The sequence below is a fragment of the Enterobacter sp. N18-03635 genome, from assembly GCF_004006055.1.
Taxonomy (GTDB): Bacteria; Pseudomonadota; Gammaproteobacteria; order Enterobacterales; family Enterobacteriaceae; genus Enterobacter; species Enterobacter vonholyi.
In genome coordinates this window covers 3,894,415-3,912,095 of record NZ_CP034769.1, presented here as the reverse complement: position 1 = coordinate 3,912,095, position 17,681 = coordinate 3,894,415, and the positions used below count along the sequence as shown (strand labels likewise).

Annotated in this window: 17 protein-coding genes; 11 read left to right on the top strand and 6 right to left on the bottom strand. The window is 58.0% G+C overall.

Features of this window, described 5'->3' with window-relative positions; translation table 11 throughout:
• Positions 1 to 26 precede the first annotated feature (26 nt).
• The gene (gene zupT, locus ELK40_RS19430; protein ID WP_024906487.1) at positions 27 to 800 is read right to left on the bottom strand and encodes a zinc transporter ZupT; all 774 of its coding nucleotides are present in this window, start codon (positions 798 to 800) and stop codon (positions 27 to 29) included.
• Positions 801 to 996: 196 nt separating this feature from the next.
• On the opposite strand from zupT, the gene ygiD reads away from it, so the two are divergent.
• Complete coding sequence (gene ygiD, locus ELK40_RS19425) at positions 997 to 1,785, top strand: 4,5-DOPA dioxygenase extradiol (RefSeq protein ID WP_115876291.1); 789 nt, start codon at positions 997 to 999, stop codon at positions 1,783 to 1,785.
• Positions 1,786 to 1,877: 92 nt separating this feature from the next.
• Here the strand turns inward: ygiD and ELK40_RS19420 are convergent, their stop codons facing one another.
• From ELK40_RS19420 to tolC, 3 genes are all read right to left on the bottom strand, one after another.
• Positions 1,878 to 3,038, bottom strand: coding sequence for a glutathionylspermidine synthase family protein (locus tag ELK40_RS19420; RefSeq protein ID WP_127732331.1), 1,161 nt, complete (start codon positions 3,036 to 3,038; stop codon positions 1,878 to 1,880).
• 2 nt (positions 3,039 to 3,040) lie between these two features.
• A complete protein-coding gene (locus ELK40_RS19415; protein WP_048028997.1) occupies positions 3,041 to 3,709 on the bottom strand; it encodes a DUF1190 family protein in 669 nt (222 codons plus the stop codon).
• A 190-nt stretch (positions 3,710 to 3,899) separates the two neighbouring features.
• On the bottom strand, positions 3,900 to 5,378 hold the full coding sequence (gene tolC, locus ELK40_RS19410; protein WP_127732329.1) for an outer membrane channel protein TolC: 1,479 nt from the start codon (positions 5,376 to 5,378) through the stop codon (positions 3,900 to 3,902).
• A 205-nt stretch (positions 5,379 to 5,583) separates the two neighbouring features.
• Between tolC and nudF the strand changes: the two genes are divergently transcribed.
• The 5 genes from nudF to parE are packed head-to-tail and all read left to right on the top strand — an operon-like array spanning position 5,584 to position 9,992.
• Complete coding sequence (gene nudF, locus ELK40_RS19405) at positions 5,584 to 6,216, top strand: ADP-ribose diphosphatase (protein WP_008502974.1); 633 nt, start codon at positions 5,584 to 5,586, stop codon at positions 6,214 to 6,216.
• On the top strand, positions 6,213 to 6,635 hold the full coding sequence (locus tag ELK40_RS19400; RefSeq protein ID WP_014833293.1) for a DUF1249 family protein: 423 nt from the start codon (positions 6,213 to 6,215) through the stop codon (positions 6,633 to 6,635). Before nudF ends, ELK40_RS19400 begins: the two co-directional genes overlap by 4 nt.
• A 27-nt stretch (positions 6,636 to 6,662) precedes the next feature.
• Positions 6,663 to 7,490, top strand: coding sequence for a 3',5'-cyclic-AMP phosphodiesterase (cpdA, locus tag ELK40_RS19395; protein ID WP_111963286.1), 828 nt, complete (start codon positions 6,663 to 6,665; stop codon positions 7,488 to 7,490).
• A complete protein-coding gene (gene yqiA / locus ELK40_RS19390) occupies positions 7,490 to 8,071 on the top strand; it encodes an esterase YqiA (protein ID WP_047173609.1) in 582 nt (193 codons plus the stop codon). Before cpdA ends, yqiA begins: the two co-directional genes overlap by 1 nt.
• Positions 8,072 to 8,099: 28 nt before the next feature.
• Positions 8,100 to 9,992, top strand: coding sequence for a DNA topoisomerase IV subunit B (gene parE / locus ELK40_RS19385; protein ID WP_111963285.1), 1,893 nt, complete (start codon positions 8,100 to 8,102; stop codon positions 9,990 to 9,992).
• 83 nt (positions 9,993 to 10,075) lie between these two features.
• Here the strand turns inward: parE and ELK40_RS19380 are convergent, their stop codons facing one another.
• The gene (locus ELK40_RS19380) at positions 10,076 to 12,217 is read right to left on the bottom strand and encodes a TonB-dependent siderophore receptor (protein WP_127732328.1); all 2,142 of its coding nucleotides are present in this window, start codon (positions 12,215 to 12,217) and stop codon (positions 10,076 to 10,078) included.
• A 384-nt stretch (positions 12,218 to 12,601) separates the two neighbouring features.
• Here ELK40_RS19380 and ELK40_RS19375 point away from each other — a divergent pair, with 384 nt between their 5' ends.
• Genes ELK40_RS19375 through ELK40_RS19355 form a run of 5 tightly spaced genes read left to right on the top strand, consistent with a single transcriptional unit; the run spans position 12,602 to position 17,276 of the window.
• Complete coding sequence (locus ELK40_RS19375; protein ID WP_127732326.1) at positions 12,602 to 13,414, top strand: ABC transporter ATP-binding protein; 813 nt, start codon at positions 12,602 to 12,604, stop codon at positions 13,412 to 13,414.
• Positions 13,411 to 14,394, top strand: a complete 984-nt coding sequence (locus tag ELK40_RS19370; protein WP_115876287.1) for an iron ABC transporter permease — start codon at positions 13,411 to 13,413, stop codon at positions 14,392 to 14,394. Before ELK40_RS19375 ends, ELK40_RS19370 begins: the two co-directional genes overlap by 4 nt.
• On the top strand, positions 14,391 to 15,431 hold the full coding sequence (locus ELK40_RS19365) for an iron ABC transporter permease (RefSeq protein WP_115876286.1): 1,041 nt from the start codon (positions 14,391 to 14,393) through the stop codon (positions 15,429 to 15,431). The genes ELK40_RS19370 and ELK40_RS19365 overlap by 4 nt, the downstream gene beginning before the upstream one ends.
• 10 nt (positions 15,432 to 15,441) lie before the next feature.
• Positions 15,442 to 16,392 carry an iron-siderophore ABC transporter substrate-binding protein gene (locus tag ELK40_RS19360; RefSeq protein WP_127732324.1) on the top strand — a complete coding sequence of 317 codons (951 nt, stop codon included), beginning with the start codon at positions 15,442 to 15,444 and terminating at the stop codon, positions 16,390 to 16,392.
• Positions 16,389 to 17,276, top strand: coding sequence for a MurR/RpiR family transcriptional regulator (locus ELK40_RS19355; RefSeq protein ID WP_111963280.1), 888 nt, complete (start codon positions 16,389 to 16,391; stop codon positions 17,274 to 17,276). Before ELK40_RS19360 ends, ELK40_RS19355 begins: the two co-directional genes overlap by 4 nt.
• Before the next feature lie 88 nt (positions 17,277 to 17,364).
• On the opposite strand, the gene ELK40_RS19350 is transcribed toward ELK40_RS19355, so the two are convergent.
• Positions 17,365 to 17,679 carry a putative quinol monooxygenase gene (locus ELK40_RS19350; RefSeq protein ID WP_008502984.1) on the bottom strand — a complete coding sequence of 105 codons (315 nt, stop codon included), beginning with the start codon at positions 17,677 to 17,679 and terminating at the stop codon, positions 17,365 to 17,367.
• Between the last annotated feature and the right edge of the window lie 2 nt (positions 17,680 to 17,681).

The following is a 17,681-nucleotide window of genomic DNA, read 5'->3' as shown; positions in this document are numbered from 1 at the left end:
AAACGCCGGGATGTCCCGGCGTTTTTTTACCCGATTCCTGCGGTCTGCAGCAGAACCAGACTTAATCCCATCACCGACATTCCGCACAGCACGCCATAGCTGGGGTTGTTGTTAGGATCGATCTCCTTCGCCAGCGGCATCAGTTCATCCACCGAAAGCGCAACCATGATCCCGGCTACCGCTGCCATAATCGCTGCCATCACTACCGGAGAGACCAGGCTACCGAGGATGAGCCAGGCCAGCACGCCGCCAAGGATTTCGGCCATCCCGGAAATACCCGCCCAGAACACAGCGGTGCGTTTCGATCCCGTTGCGGCATACACGGGCCCAGCGACGGCCAGTCCTTCAGGAATATTGTGTAAGGCGACCGCCAGAGCGATGCCAAAGCCCATCTCAAGATTGCTGCTGGCCGTCACGTAGGTGGCGACCCCTTCCGGGAAGTTATGCAGGCTGATGCCAAGCGTTAACAGCACGGCGGTACGCTTGATATTGCGCGGCATGGGCGTCACGTTTTTCTGCATTAAATCCTGCGGATGCGCGTGCGGCAGCATCCGATCGAGGGCAAAGTATCCCAGCAGGCCAAAGACAAACATGCCGTAGCCCAGCAGCGGAGACATGCCTTCCGTGCCCAGCGCGGCAGGGAGCATTTCCATCAGGGAGATGAGCAACATGATCCCGGCAGCAAAGCCCAGTGAGAAGGCCAGCACGCGGTTAGAGGGCTTTTGGCCGAGCACGCCGAGGATCGCGCCGATGAACGTCGCGGCGCCCGCCAGTATGGTCAGGATCAGAGGGACTGACATGCATTGCTCCTTATGATAATGATTCTCATTAATATAAATGATTCATTTCTGGCAAAGCGAGGGGGAAAACCCGGCTTTACACATTCCTTACATTCAAATTTCCTGATGATGATCTTCACGCTTATCTGCGTTCATCTTTGCCGGATTGCGCGTAATGTAGCACCATTAAATTGACACCTTCCGTAAGGATATCACCATGACTTCTTCACGTATGCCAGCCCTGTTTTTAGGCCACGGTAGCCCTATGAACGTTCTGGAAGACAACGTCTATACCCGCGCCTGGCGTCATCTGGGCGAGACGCTACCGCGTCCGAAAGCGATCGTGGTGGTATCTGCGCACTGGTTTACCCGTGGGACGGGCGTGACCGCCATGGAAGCGCCAAAAACCATTCATGATTTTGGCGGCTTCCCGCAGGCGCTTTACGACACGCATTATCCGGCCCCCGGCTCGCCCGAGCTGGCACAAAGGCTGGTGGATTTGCTGGCGCCTGTCCCTGTGACGCTGGATAAAGAAGCCTGGGGCTTTGACCACGGCTCCTGGGGCGTGCTTATTAAAATGTATCCTGATGCGGATATCCCGATGGTGCAGTTGAGCATCGACAGCACCAAACCGGCCGCCTGGCATCTGGAGATGGGCCGCAAGCTGGCGACCCTGCGTGATGAAGGCATCATGCTGGTGGCGAGCGGCAACGTGGTGCATAACCTGCGTACCGCACGCTGGCACGGTGAGAACACGCCGTACCCGTGGGCGACCGCCTTTAACGACTACGTTAAAGCGAACCTGACCTGGCAGGGGCCGGCTGAGGCGCATCCGCTGGTGAACTATCTGGATCATGAGGGCGGTTCGCTTTCTAACCCGACGCCGGAGCACTTCCTGCCGCTGCTGTACGTACTTGGCGCGTGGGATGGTCAGGAGCCGGTGACGATCCCGGTCGACGGTATTGAGATGGGCAGTTTGAGTATGCTATCGGTGCAGGTGGGATAATAAAAGCAAAACGGCAACGTCAGGTTGCCGTTTTTAGTCTTTCCACCCTCTCCCTGTAGAGAGGGCTGGGGTGAGGGCATCAGGCCGCAGTCTTACTCCACGAAAATGTGCGGATAGAACCGCGACAGATCCTGCGTGATCAGCGCGCGATCTTCGCGAATGCCAATTCCGGCAGGCTGATCGTTGATGAGCCAGCTGCCAATCAGCGTATAGCTGTCGCCAAATTTTGGAAGTTGATAGAACTCCTGGACGATCATCCCTTCTTCGCCGTACGGCCCTTCAACCGCTTCCAGCGTCTTGCCGTTTTCGATAATCGACACGTTTGCGCCTTCGCGTGAGAAGATCGGCTTGACGACGTACTTCTTCATTTGCGGGTAATCATCTTCTGCAAAGTACGCCGGCAGCAGGTTCGGATGGTTCGGGAACATTTCCCAGAGCATCGGCAGCAGGGCTTTGTTGGAGATAATGCTCTTCCATGCCGGCTCAAGCCAGCGCACGCCAGCATCTTCCAGCTTGGTGGAGAACATCTCGCGCAGCATGTATTCCCACGGGTAGAGCTTGAACAGGTTGCTGATCACCTGGTCCTGCATGTCCGTGAACTGACCTTTTTCACCGAGGCCGATATCCTCGATATAGAGGAACTCGGTCGCCACCTCCGCTTCAGCGGCGCAATCCTGCAGATACTGAACCGTGCCTCGGTCTTCTTCCGTGTCGCGGCAGCAGGCGAGATGCAGCAGGTTGAAGCCAAACTGCTCGCGCAGCTCGGCGAAGCGCTCGATCAGCTTTTCCTGCAGGCTGTTGAACTGGTCGCTGCCTTCCGGCAGGTTTCCGGCATTGGCCTGGTCTTCCAGCCAAATCCACTGAAAGAACGCCGCTTCGTACAGTGACGTTGGGGTATCGGCGTTGTTTTCCAGCAGCTTAGGCTCGCCTTTGCCGTCCCATGCCAGATCCAGGCGAGAGTAAAGCGAAGGCTGATTCGTTTTCCACGACTGGCGGACAAAGCTCCAGGTGTGCTTTGGAATGCGGAACTTTGCCATCAGCTCGTCGCTGTCGATGACCTTTTCCACCACCTTCAGGCACATCTGGTGCAGCTCGGCCGTTACCTCTTCCAGCTTCTCAACCTGGGCCAGCGTGAGCTTGTAATAGGCGTCTTCACACCAGTACGGCTCGCCGTACATGGTGTGGAAGTTAAAACCGTACTCGGTGGCTTTTTCGCGCCAGTCCGGGCGCTCGGTGATACTGACTCGTTCCATGATCAGCCGCCCATTGAGCGAGTAGAGGAGGTGCCTGTCGCGCTGCGCTGCATGCTGGTCTGCTTCGCCACAGACTCACCGAACCCGCCACGGGTGATGGTGCTGGTGGTCGCAGGCTTCGGCGCCATCGCCGTTTTCGGTACGGTCACGGTGCGGCCAGGGGTCGCTGCGCCGTAGCCTTTGCCGCTGGCATCGGTATATTGACCGTAAGCCGGGCTGGCCGGGTTTTTCGAGCTAAACAGCGGCTGCTGCTGGTAACCTGCACCACCGCCCATCAGGCGGCCCATCATGTAGCCTGCCATCAGCGGCATCCAGAAGCTGCCGCTGGACTGCGCCTGCGCCTGATTTTCAGGTGCGGTGCCTGCCTGAGCCGGTGCCTGCTGGCACTGACCTTCACCAAACTCCGCCACGCAGTCTTCGCGTGAGGCATATTTCGGCGCGGTACGTTCCGCTTCTTTCAGCGCGCTGGTGTAAGCCGTTTTACATTCGGCGGCTTTGCCGGTTGCGGCAGAACAGTCGTCCGCGTTTTGATACAGCGAAACCGTTTCGTCATTTTTCTCACAGCCTGCCAGCATAAAGACAGCCGTGACCGCCAGCGCAACAGGGGTGAGGTGACGTGCGTTCCAGCTCTTGCGGAACGACGCGTGATTGATCGTTTTTGTCCGTTTCATCTTTGTCTTCCAGGACCCAGTGGTAATAACGCTCAGGATAGAGGATGAGTGGTTGAAAATGAAGCGAAGAGGGGCGGAATCAGGGGGATCTTTACGTTGACTTACGTTCGGATGTGATTCAGATGCGCCCTCTCCCTGTGGAAGAGGGCTGGAGTGAAGGCATCAGGCCGCAGTAGGCCTGATGACACTCTTAGTTACGGAACGGATTATTGCTCTTGCTGGCAGGCGCTGTGGTTCGCGCGGCAGCAGGCTGTGCAGTAGGGGTAGTGCCGTTAGCGTTGAAGTTATCAACCGCGGCAACCTGCTCCGGGTTCTCCGGTGCAACGCTGTCCGGAGAGGTGGAGACCGGTTTGCCCAACGCGCTGTTCAGCATCTGCAGGTCTTGCTCGTTCAGCGTACCCAGAGCCTGTTTGATGTTCAGCTGGTTAATCAGGTACTGGTAACGCGCGCTGGAGAGCTGCTGTTTCGCGTTGTACAGCGTGGTGGTCGCATCGAGCACGTCCACAATAGTACGTGTACCGACCGAGTAACCTGCTTCCATCGCGTCCAGGGAGCTCTGTGCAGACACAACGGCCTGTTTATAGGCGTTGATGCTGCTGATTGAGGCGTTCACGTTGTTGAAGGAGGAACGCACGGTCTGCACCACGTTGCGGTGGGCGCTTTCCAGCTGCTCGCTCGCGCCAACAAAGTTGTACTGCGCCTGTTTCACCTGGGAGTTGACCTGACCGCCCTGATACAGCGGCAGGGAGAAGCTCAGGCCCACCTTGTTCTGGCCCATATTGCTGTCGTCATACTGGGACGTATTGGTTTTAGAGCCGCTGTAGGTTGTATCAGAGACACCGGTAGACGCGCTCAGGCTCAGGGTTGGCAGATGGCCGTCCTGCGCCTGACGAATTTGCTCGCGGGCCAGGTCCTGGCTCAAACGCGCCTGCAGCAGCGTCAGGTTGCGGTTTTCCGCCTCTTTCAGCAGGGCGTTAACGGCCTGCGGCTTATCCGTTTTGAAGCTGTCGACGTTCAGGGAGGCCAGCTCAGGATAGTAATTGCCGGTGACCTGACGCAGGGATTCCAGCGCGTTGTCGAGGTTGTTACGCGCGGTCACTTCGTTAGCCAGCACGGTGTCGTACTGTGAACGGGCGTTCTGCACGTCGGTGATCGCGACCAGACCCACGTTGAAGCGCTGAGTGGTTTGATCTAACTGACGGTAAATGGCCTGTTTCTGCGCTTCGGTGTAGGAGAGTGCGTCAATCGCGCTCAGCACGTTGAAGTACGCCGTGGCAGTATTCAGGATCAGCGTCTGCTGGTCGGTCTGATAGGTCACATCCTGGATGCCTGCGCTCTTTTCCTGCAGGGTCAGGGCACGCCATTTGGACATATCAAACAGCGTCTGTGTTAATTGCAGTGAGGCGCTGGTAGCATTGGAGTTTACGCCGTTAGCGTCGCGGAAACCGTTGCTGTAGGTATAATCTGCACCTAAACCTAACTGTGGCAGCAAGGGGCTACGAGCTTCGTTAATCTTTTCAAACGCAGCATCACGATCGGCCGCTGATTTACGTAAATCAGGGTTGCCCAGACGTGCCTGCTGGTAGACCTGTAACAGGTTTTCCGCCTGGCTAATTGCACTGAAGCCCGTCAGGCTCAGGCCGATAAGGATGGGGAGCAATTTCTTCATTTGCATTCCTTGTTGTGAAGCAGTATTAGCGCTGATCTAATTAAAAAAATAATTGCCGATTCTAACAGAATCATCCACACCAAAAGGTTGGCGTTACGTGCCATCTGGCGGTAATTTGCACCAATCTACCATATAGCCTTACAAACGGCAGCCAAACAGCCTTGAAATTCACAATTTCATCACCATTGCTACCAGGACTCGACTCATGCAAAAACCAGAAAAGTTGCCCGTGACATTCGCCAAAAACGATGTAGAAATTATTGCACGAGAAACGCTTTATAGCGGTTTTTTTTCAATGGATCTTTACCGTTTCAGGCATCGCCTGTTCAACGGTGAAATGAGCGGCGAAATCAGACGCGAAATTTTTGAGCGCGGGCATGCGGCAGTCTTGCTACCCTTTGACCCAGTGCGTGACGAAGTTGTGCTGGTGGAGCAGATCCGCATCGCCGCTTATGACGTCAGTGAGAGCCCGTGGCTGCTGGAAATGGTGGCCGGGATGATCGAAGAAGGTGAGACGGTTGAAGACGTCGCCCGACGCGAGGCGCTGGAAGAGGCCGGGCTGGTGGTGGGCCGCACAAAACCGGTGCTGAGCTATCTGGCAAGCCCGGGAGGTACCAGCGAGCGCTTGTCCATTATGGTGGGCGAAGTGGACGCCACGACGGCGGAAGGGATCCACGGTCTGGCAGATGAAAACGAAGATATTCGTGTTCATGTGGTGAGCCGGGAACAGGCTTATCAGTGGGTAGAAGAGGGGAAAATCGACAACGCAGCGTCTGTCATCGCCCTGCAATGGCTGCAGCTGCATTATCAGACATTACGAAACGAGTGGAAAAAATGAAGCGCTATACGCCTGACTTCCCAGAAATGATGCGCCTGTGCGAAACCAATTTCGCACAATTGCGCCGCCTGCTGCCGAAAAACGACGCACCCGGCGAAACGGTAAGCTATCAGGTGAGCAACGCGCAGTATCGTTTAACGATAACAGAATCAACGCGCTACACTACGCTGGTGGAAATTGAGCAAACGGCACCCAGCATTAGCTACTGGAGCCTGCCGTCGATGACGGTACGCCTCTATCACGACGCGATGGTCGCTGAAGTGTGTTCAAGCCAGCAGATCTTTCGCTTCAAGGCGCGGTATGATTACCCGAATAAAAAGTTGCATCAACGCGACGAAAAGCATCAAATTAACCAGTTTTTAGCCGACTGGCTAAGATATTGTTTAGCACATGGAGCAATGGCGATTCCGGTTTGTTAGCGTCATAAACCTACCTAAGGACACCATTTGGAAAGCCTGTTGAACCTGACTGTTGCTGGTGGGGCGCCAGTCAGGATATTACAAATCACCGATACCCACCTTTTTGCCGAAAAGCATGAAACGCTGCTGGGGGTGAATACCTGGGAGAGTTATCAGGCGGTACTTAGCGCGATTCACGCCGAAAACCGTGCATGCGATCTGATTGTCGCAACGGGCGATCTGGCGCAGGACCAATCTTCCGCGGCCTACCAGCATTTTGCTGAAGGCATCGCGAGCTTTAGCGTGCCTTGCGTCTGGCTGCCAGGAAATCATGACTTCCAGCCCGCTATGTACAGTTCTCTCCAGGATGCGGGTATTTCTCCGGCGAAATGTGTTTTTGCGGGTGACCAGTGGCAGATCCTGCTGCTGGACAGCCAGGTGTTTGGCGTCCCGCACGGTGAGTTAAGCGAGTTTCAGCTCGACTGGCTGGAGACCAAACTGGCTGCTGAACCTGAACGTCACACGCTGCTGTTGCTTCATCATCACCCTCTGCCGGCGGGCTGTAGCTGGCTCGATCAGCACAGTCTGCGCAACTCCGCAGCGTTGGATCGCGTGCTGGCGAAGTTCCCGCGAGTGAAAAACCTGCTGTGTGGACATATTCACCAGGAACAGGATCTCGACTGGAACGGGCGCCGCATGCTGGCGACGCCGTCGACCTGCGTTCAGTTTAAGCCGCACTGCGCCAACTTTACGCTGGATACCATTGCGCCAGGCTGGCGCTGGCTGGAACTGCATGCCGACGGCACGCTGACCACGGAAGTCTGCCGTTTGACCGGTGCAAAATTCCGCCCGGATACCGCTTCAGAAGGCTATTGATGTCTACGCTCCTTTATCTGCACGGATTCAACAGCTCGCCGCGCTCCGCAAAAGCGACTCTGTTTCGCCAGTGGCTGAGCGAGCATCACCCCGACGTTGAGATGATTATCCCGCAGCTGCCGCCTTACCCGGCAGAGGCCGCGGAGATGCTGGAATCGATTGTGCTTGCGCACGGCGGCGAAACCTTTGGTGTGGTCGGTTCCTCGCTGGGCGGGTATTACGCCACCTGGCTCTCACAATGCTTCATGCTACCTGCCGTTGTGGTTAATCCGGCGGTTCGGCCATTTGAGCTGCTGAGGGACTTTCTTGGCGAAAACGAGAACCCCTACACCGGGCAGCAATATGTGCTAGAGTCACGCCATATTTACGATCTCAAAGTTATGCAGGTCGACCCGCTTGAGGCGCCGGATCTCATCTGGCTGTTGCAGCAGACGGGTGATGAAGTGCTGGATTACCGCCAGGCAGTGGCGTATTACGCCTCCTGCCGCCAGACTATAGAAGAGGGCGGAAACCATGCTTTCACGGGCTTTGAGAATCATTTCACCCAGATTGTCGATTTTCTTGGACTGCACAGCCACTGACAATCAATGCGAATTGCTAGTTTAAATCATGACGCAAACCTATAACGCTGATGCCATTGAGGTCCTCACCGGGCTTGAGCCGGTTCGCCGCCGCCCGGGGATGTACACCGATACAACGCGCCCAAACCATCTGGGCCAGGAAGTTATTGATAACAGTGTGGACGAAGCGCTGGCGGGCCATGCCAAACGCGTTGACGTTATCCTGCATGCCGATCAGTCGCTGGAAGTCATCGACGACGGGCGCGGCATGCCGGTGGATATCCATCCGGAAGAGGGCGTGCCTGCCGTTGAGCTGATCCTCTGTCGTCTGCATGCGGGCGGTAAGTTCTCCAACAAGAACTACCAGTTCTCCGGCGGCCTGCACGGCGTGGGGATTTCCGTCGTCAACGCCCTGTCCAAGCGCGTGGAAGTAAACGTCCGTCGCGACGGCCAGATTTATAACATCGCGTTTGAAAACGGCGAGAAGGTGCAGGATCTGCAGGTTGTCGGCACGTGCGGCAAACGCAACACCGGCACCAGCGTCCACTTCTGGCCTGACGAAAGCTTCTTCGACAGCCCGCGCTTTTCCGTATCCCGCCTGACGCACCTGCTGAAAGCCAAAGCGGTGCTGTGTCCGGGTGTGGAAATTACCTTTAAGGATAACGTCAACAATACCGAGCAGACCTGGTGCTACGCCGATGGCCTGAACGACTACCTGTGCGAAGCGGTAAACGGCCTGCCGACGCTGCCGGAAAAACCGTTCGTCGGTAACTTTAGCGGCGATACCGAAGCGGTCGACTGGGCTCTGCTGTGGCTGCCGGAAGGCGGCGAACTGCTGACCGAAAGCTACGTCAACCTGATCCCAACCATGCTCGGCGGTACCCACGTCAACGGGCTGCGTCAGGGACTGCTGGACGCGATGCGCGAATTTTGCGAATACCGCAATATCCTGCCGCGCGGCGTGAAGCTGTCGGCGGAAGATATCTGGGACCGCTGCGCCTACGTGCTCTCCGTGAAGATGCAGGATCCGCAGTTTGCCGGTCAGACCAAAGAGCGTCTGTCGTCACGCCAGTGCGCGGCGTTCGTTTCCGGCGTGGTGAAAGATGCGTTTACCCTGTGGCTGAACCAGAACGTTCAGGCAGCAGAGATGCTGGCTGAAATGGCGATATCCAGCGCCCAGCGTCGTCTGCGTGCCGCGAAGAAAGTGGTGCGTAAAAAGCTGACCAGCGGCCCTGCGCTGCCGGGCAAGCTGGCGGACTGTACCGCGCAGGATCTCAACCGTACCGAGCTATTCCTCGTGGAAGGGGACTCGGCGGGTGGATCGGCCAAGCAGGCTCGCGACCGTGAATACCAGGCGATCATGCCGCTCAAGGGGAAAATCCTGAACACCTGGGAGGTCTCTTCAGATGAAGTGCTGGCCTCGCAGGAAGTCCACGATATCTCGGTGGCGATCGGTATCGATCCGGATAGCGACGATTTGAGCCAGCTGCGCTACGGCAAGATCTGTATCCTCGCGGATGCGGATTCCGATGGTCTGCACATCGCCACGCTGCTGTGCGCGCTTTTTGTGAAGCACTTCCGCACGCTGGTTAAAAATGGTCACGTCCACGTGGCGCTGCCGCCGCTTTACCGTATCGACCTCGGCAAAGAGGTTTACTACGCGCTGACGGAAGAAGAAAAAGCGGGCGTGCTGGAACAGCTGAAGCGCAAGAAGGGCAAACCTAACGTTCAGCGCTTTAAAGGGCTGGGCGAGATGAACCCGATGCAGCTGCGCGAAACGACGCTGGATCCGAACACGCGCCGTCTGGTGCAGCTGACGATCAGCGACGAAGACGAACAGCAGACCAACGCCATGATGGATATGCTCCTTGCCAAGAAACGTTCGGAAGACCGTCGTAACTGGCTGCAGGAGAAAGGCGATATGGCGGATATTGAGGCCTGATGCCCTCACCCTAACCCTCTCCCACAGCGAGAGGGAATGGAGCGTAGGCCCGGTAAGCGTTAGCGCCACCGGGCTTTTTTACATCAAAACTCCATCTTCACCGTAAACTGCACTTCGCGCGGGTCGCCAATCTGATTACCCAGATTGTTGGTGGCGATAGATGAGGTGTAGTAGGTTTTATCAAACAGGTTCTTCACGTTCACCTGCAGCGTCACCGGATACTGTAGCTTCATCTTGTACGCCGCAAACGCATCCGCCACGAAATAGCCCGGCAGATAATAATCCGCACCGTTGGTTGCGGAACGACGGCTTACGCCGTGCCCGCCGCCGCCCAGCGTCAGGGTATTCCCGGCAAACGCATTGTGAATATCGTAGGTCAGGAACAGGGAGCCGGTATGGCGCGGCACGTTCGGCAGCGGTTTGCCCGCGTAGTCCGGATCTTCCAGCACCTTCGCGTCGGTATAGCCATAGCTGGCGATAATATTGGTGTTCTCGGTCAGTGAACCGGCCAGATCCACCTCCATGCCCTGGGAGCGCACGCGGCCCGCCGTTTTGGCGATGGTTTCCCCTCCCACGCTTTCGTTGTACAACACGTTGCGTTTGTGAATATCAAACAGCGCGATATTGGCGGTAACCCCGTCGAACAGGTCGAACTTTGCGCCCACCTCGTAAGCATTCGACGTTTCCGGCGGCAGATCGCCGATGTAGCTCGCAATGGACGACTGCGGCATAAACGTTTGCGAGTAGTTGGCAAACAGCGAGACCGCTGGCGTGAGCTTATAAACCAGCCCCAGCTTCGGCGTCCACTGTTCGTCGCGGCTGTCGGTGTTGACGTTGAACGGGCGGCCTTTCCCCGCGTACTGGGTGTAATACTGGTAGCGCATGCCTGCGACGGCAATCCACTTATCGGTCAGGTACAGCGCGTCCTGCGCATAGGCAGAGTAGCTTTCCTGCTTCAGCGTCTGGTCGCTGTCGGACGCCGACACGGTGGTGCATTTGCCGAGTTTGCCATACGTCGGATGATAGATATTGAAATCCTTAACGTTCTTACAGCGGATCATGTCGGTGCGCAGCAGATCGTAATTCTCATACGACACGCCGGTCAGGATCTCATTGTAAAAGCCCGCGATGTCCACGTTCCCCTGCAGATCCGCGCGCGTCGTGTGCATACGCTGGGTCGAGCCCTGGGTGGCATCCACTCGGCGGGTCAGGTTGCCGGTTTTTGAATCGTATGCCATCACGCGCGCCTGGTTATCGCTGTATTTATCCTGGCTGTAGCTGTAGTCAAACTTCGCGGTCCACTGGCTGTTGAGGCGATATTCCGCATTGAGCTGAGCGAGATCGGACTGGCCGTCGGTCACGTTAAACGGCTCATCAAAGCGGGTTTTGCGATCGACGTCGACGGCCTTTTTGGTGTTGAGATCGAAGATCGTTCCGCGATCGAACGGCGTTTTATAGTCGCGATGCGAATAGAGCACGGTCACGGTGGCGTCGTCGCCGAACCAGGTGAAGGACGGGGCGATAAAGGTGCTGCGTTCGTTGCCAAAATTACGCCAGTAATCCTCGTCCTGATACTCACCCGTGAGGCGATACGCCAGACGCGTGCCGTCAATTGGGCCAGTAACATCGATCTGTCCGGTACCGCCGCCAAAGCTGGAAGAGGTGGCAGAAATTGAACCGCCGAAGGTCTTCTCAGGGCGTTTGGTGACGACGTTAATCAGGCCGCCCGGATCGAGAATGCCGTACAGCGTGGAGGCCGGGCCTTTCAACACCTCCACGCGCTCGGTTGCGGCATTAAAGCTGCGCGGCAGGACGGTGCGCAGGCCGTTAGTCATGATTGACCCGTCGCGGTTCGCGCCAAATCCGCGGCGCACGAAGGCATCCTGCGTACCGCCCAGGGTGTTGGTCTGCACCACGTTGCTGACGTTGTACAGAGCTTCATCCAGCGTGGTGGCATTTTGATCCTCCAGCACTTTGTCGCTGACGGTATTGACCACCTGCGGGATGTCCAGCATCGGCATGTTGGTTAACGTCGCGGTGGAGGTGTTCAGCGGCTGATAGCCGTTGGTGGCCTCCGCCGTCGTATTTGGATCGGCGGTGACGGTAAGCGTTTCGCCATCTTTAGCCGCGGTGTTATCTGCTGCCTGAACCAGCGGCGCCATAAACAGCAGGGAAAAGAGCGCGCGCCCTTTTACCCCAGAGAGTGAAGGTGTGAACGTAGCCATTACATCTGTTATCCCGAAATATCCCGCGAATGACGTTTCGCGGCAAACTGTGTGAGTCATTGCCCTTTACGGTCTGTCCGTTAGCCGGAAGTGGCATCGGACATGTAATTGAGAATCATTCAATCATGCGTGAATGTAGTAGTAAATGGAAAAAAGAAAAAATCGACTACAGCGTTTAACCGTGCGTACAAGCGCAGCGGGATAATAATTAAGTCATTGAAATAGATGTTTTCACAAGCCGTCCAGTTTTCACTTTTACTCAGGCTTACCCCTGGTTTTTCCAGGGTGTTTCTTCGCTTGACTACTACATGGCTCGGCGTCAAACTCTCAAAAGAGAATGAGTTTTATTTTTATTTGTTGGTTTTTCATTACGTTGGCGTTCACGTGGCTCACAACACACACAAACCGGGTCTGGTTCTGGAGAACCTCTCTGCGGGCTATCAGAAAAAAATCATCGTTGATGATATCTCCCTTGCGATCCCACAGCAGAAAATGACCGTGCTGGTAGGGGCGAACGGCTGTGGGAAATCCACGCTGCTGAGCACCATTGCGCGTTTGCTCCAGCCGCTTGGCGGCGCGGCAGTTCTCGACGGCAAGGCGATCCACGAGCAGCCCACCAAAGCGGTCGCCCGTCAGCTTGGCATTCTCCCGCAGTCGCCGCTGCTGCCGGAAGGGTTAACCGTTTTTGAACTGGTCTCGCGCGGGCGTTTTCCCTGGCAGAACTTTATGCGTCAGTGGAGCGACGAGGACGAGCGGGCGGTGGAAGAGGCCCTGCGCCTGACCGGCACGGCAGAGTTTGCCCATATGCCGGTGGAAAGCTTATCCGGCGGCCAGCGTCAGCGCTGCTGGATCGCCATGGCGCTGGCGCAGCAAACGCCGTATATCCTGCTTGACGAGCCGACGACATATCTCGATCTCCGCTACCAGGTGGAGATCCTTGAGCTTCTGCATACGCTGACGCGTGAGCACGGGCGTACCGTGGTGGTAGTGCTGCACGATCTCAACTTCGCCGTGAACTACGGTGATTCGCTGGTCTTTTTGCGCCAGGGAAAAGTGGAGGGCGTATTGCACGAGGGCGACGTCTGCACGCCGGAACTGATCAAAGCGGTGTTTGATGTGGACGTGCATATGTCCATCAACCCCTTGACCGGCAAACCGTTCTTTATGCCGTTTCGCCAGAGCCTTGAACAGCCATGATACGCGCTTCTCTGGCCTTCCTGATTTTTATATTGCTGCTGGCGCTGGGTGCGATTACGCATCTTGGCATCGGTGCACGCTTTATCGCCCCGCAGACGGTAGTGGAGGCGTTCATCCACTTCGACCCGCGCAATTTCGACCATAACGTCATTATCAAATTACGACTGCTGCGCCTCTGCGCCGCGATGGTGACGGGCGCCGCGCTCGGCGTGGCGGGCGTGCTGCTGCAGTCTGTGATCCGCAACCCGCTAGGCGAGCCGCATATTCTGGGGCTCAACGCCGGGGCTGCGCTGGCAGTGGCGAGCGTCAGCGCGCTTGGCCTGTCGCTGCCGTTTGGTCGCCCGCTCGTTGCCGCCGCCGGTGCAGCCGCGCTGTTTTTGCTGGTGCTGATGTTCTCCTCGTCCGGTCGCACCGGGCTCACGCCGATGAAGGTCACCCTGTGCGGCGTGGCGATGTCGGCGTTTGCCTCGTCGATTACCGCCGCGGTGTTAATCCTGGATGAACAGACGCTGCTCGACCTGCGTACCTGGCTGGCGGGTGATATCGCCGGGGTTAACGCGCAGATGCTCCAGAGCGCCCTGTGGGCTGCAGCCGCTGGTTTTGTTCTTGCTATCGGGCTGTCGCCCTCGCTCAACATGCTGGCGCTGGGCGACAGAATGGCGCAGGGGCTTGGCGTGTCCCTGCTGAAAACCCGCCTGCTCGCCCTGCTGGCCATCGCGCTACTCTGCGGCGCGGCCGTCTCTATCGCCGGGCCGATTGGTTTTATTGGCCTGGTCGTGCCGCAGCTCATTCGCCGTCTGGTGTCAGTTGATTTACGCGTGATGGTGCCGCTGTCTGCCCTGTGCGGTGCGCTGGTTCTGCTGCTGGCGGATATCGCCGCCCGCACGCTGTTTACCCCCTGGGAGCTGGCAACCGGCATCATGACGGCCCTGGTCGGCGCGCCCGTATTCATCTTTATGGCGTCGAGGATGTTCAAATGAACCGGGCCGGATTCCGCGCGATCCGAATTGGCCGTATATCGGCGCTGGTTCGCCCGCGGGCGCTGGCGTGCCTGATTCTTTTGGCGCTGGTGGCGCTAAGCCTGCTGGGCTTTGGCCTGACGCACGGTTCTCTGCCCATTCCCACCTCCGCCATCGGGCGCGCGCTGTTTTCTCCTGCGAGCCTGACTGCGGAGACGCGCTACATCGTGATGGATATCCGCCTGCCGCGCCTGCTGATGGCGGTGCTGTGCGGGGCGATGCTCGGTATGGCGGGGGCGGCAATGCAGTCCATCACCCGCAATGGCCTGGCTGACCCAGGGCTTATCGGCGTGAAGGAGGGCTGTAGCGCGGCGGTACTGCTGCTCATTTTTCAGTTCCCGGCGCTGGGCCTGGCCTGGCGTCCGCTGGTCGGCATGGCCGGTGGGCTGCTCACCGCGCTGGTGGTTATCGCCCTGGCGCGCGATATTTCGCGCCCGCGGTTCATCCTGATCGGCATCGGCGTGTCGTGGGCGTTTGCCGCCGCAATGGGCGTCTTTATCACCACCGCCGACGTGCGGGACGTGCAGACGGCGATGCTGTGGCTGGCGGGAAGCCTGCATGCGGCAAACTGGACGCTGGTGGGCCTGGCCGCGCTCTGGGCCGCCCCCGCGTTTGCGCTGCTGCTCTTTACCGCGCGGGCAGCGGACGTGGCGTTGCTCGGCAATCAGGCCGCCGCGGGTCTTGGCGTGCGCATAACGCGGCTGGCGCTGCTGAGGGTTCTCGCCCCGGTGGTGCTGACGGCGGCCTGCGTCTCCTGCGTGGGCAGCATTGGCTTTGTGGGGCTGATTGCCCCGCATATGGCGCGCCTGCTGCTGCGCGGTGGGCAAACGGCGCTCCTGACGGGAAGCGCCGTGCTGGGCGCGCTGCTGGTGCTGCTGGCGGATAACGTCGGACGTCTTGCATTCCTCCCGCTGCAGCTGCCGGCGGGAATTGTCATTTCATTGATTGGCGGACCGTTTTTCCTGCTGCTGCTCTGGCAGCGTCGGGACAGATTTTAGGGGGACTATAATGCGCGTACTGTTTTCGATGCTGTTGCTGGTGGGGTTCGCGGTAAGCGCGGCGGAGCCAACGCAGGTATTTACCGACGATTTAGGGCGCAAGGTCGTTGTGCCGGTTCATCCGAAGCGGATTGTTTCATTACACGATCTGGATATCACCATTCCTCTGATTGAGCTTGGCGTGCTGCCGGTGGCAAGCCATGGCCGCACGCGGCCGGACGGCAGCCACTTTCTGCGCTCCAGCGGCATGTTGACCGGCGTCGACTTCGATAATTCCGACATTAAATTTATCGGCACGGCCGATATCGACATCGAAGCCATCGCCGCCGCAAAGCCTGATCTGATCGTTACCGAGCCGACCCGCAACACCCCGGTGGAACAGCTGGCGAAAATTGCCCCGACGGTGAGCATCGATCATCTCGACGGCGGCGCGCCGGAAATCTACCGCAAGCTGGCTCAGCTGACGGGAACGCAGGCGCGGCTCAAGGTTCTGGAGCGGCGCTATCAGGAGCAGATTAAGGCGCTGAAGTCGACTATTGATACCAGCAAGGTGACCGTGTCCGTGATTCAGGCGAATCAGGGGAAGATTAACGCCATGCACAGCTACCACTCGCTGGGCCGCGTGCTGCGCGACGCAGGATTCAAGTTCCCGCCGCTGATTGAGTCCATCCCGGAAGAGGGACGGATTGACGTCAGCGCCGAGCGCCTGCCGGAGCTGGATGCCGATTTCGTCTTCGCCACCTGGCGCGGGGATACGGGCGGTAAACCGCAGGACGAGCTGGCGGCGATGGATGCGGTCATGCCGGGCTGGTGTCAGTTCCTCAATGCCTGCCGAACCGGGCATTACGTGCTGATCTCGCGTGAAGAGGCGATCTCGAATTCGTTCGCGTCTTTAGGGCTGATGGTCGCGCAGGTGCAGTCTCAGATTGCCGGGCGTCCGCTGCCGGAGGCATCACGGTGATCCGCAAAGAGAAAGGGCGCGTGGATGTCTATGGCGACCGTTTTCGCGCGCGGGCGCATCAGCTGACGCCGCGTCTGCTGCAGGTTGCACGCTATATTCATGACAATCGCGAAGCGGTGATGGAGCAGACCGCCATGGAGATTGCTGCGGAACTGAAAACCTCGGATGCCACGGTGGTCCGCGCCATTCAGGCGCTGGGTTTCGCCGGGCTGCGCGATCTCAAGCAAACGCTTGAGCAGTGGTTTGGTCCGGTAGTCACCTCCAGCGAAAAGATGTCCACTACGGTGAACACGCTTGCCAGCGACGTCAACGCGAGCATTGATTTCGTGCTGGAGGGGCATCAACACACCTGCGAGGTGTTGTCCGAGCCGCACAACCGCTACGCGATGGCCCAGGCGGTCTCTCTGCTGGCGCAGGCGAGGCAGGTCGCCATATTTGGCATTGGCGCCTCCGGCATTCTGGCCGAGTATACCGCCAGGCTGTTCAGCCGCATGGGGTTACCCGCCACGCCGCTTAACCGTACCGGAATAGGACTTGCCGAGCAGCTGATTGCGCTTCAGCGCGGCGACGTGCTGGTGATGATGGCGCAGAAGTCCGCGCACCGGGAGGGACAAACCACCCTGCGTGAAGCAAAACGTCTGGGCATTCCCACCATCCTGCTGACCAATGCCCTTGATTCGCGCTTCAGCAAGGAGGCCAGCGTGGTGATCCACGTTCCGCGCGGCGGCGAAAAGGGCAAAATCCCGCTCCACGGCACGGTGCTGCTGTGTCTGGAGATGATTATTTTATCCGTAGCCTCCACCGAGCCGCAGCGCACTATCAAGTCGATGAAGCGCATCAACGAGCTACATCGCGGGTTAAAACCGGGGAAGAAAAGCAGCTAAAAACAACAAAGCCCGGTTGCGCTGACGCTCACCGGGCCTGGACCTGTTCTCCCTCTCCCGTCAGGAGAGGGCTGGGGTGAGGGAAAACTTAAACCCCTTGCTCCAGAATGCGGATGTGGGTTTCCAGCACGTCACCCTTCACCGCGTCACTCCACGCTTTCATGTGCGCGGTCTGCAGGTGTGCTTCGAGGTGCGCGACGGTTTCCCACTGCTCAACCATGATGATCGAGTCCGGCGCGGTCGCCTGGAAGCTGGCGTCAGTGGCGGCATCCACCATCGGCGCGTAGCCGTGGCAGCCTTCTTCTTTCAGTACGGTCGGGATAATTTTCGCGAACTGATCCAGCACCGCCTGACGGTGATGTTGACCTGGACGAGTACGGATTTCTGCAATAACGGTAAGCATGT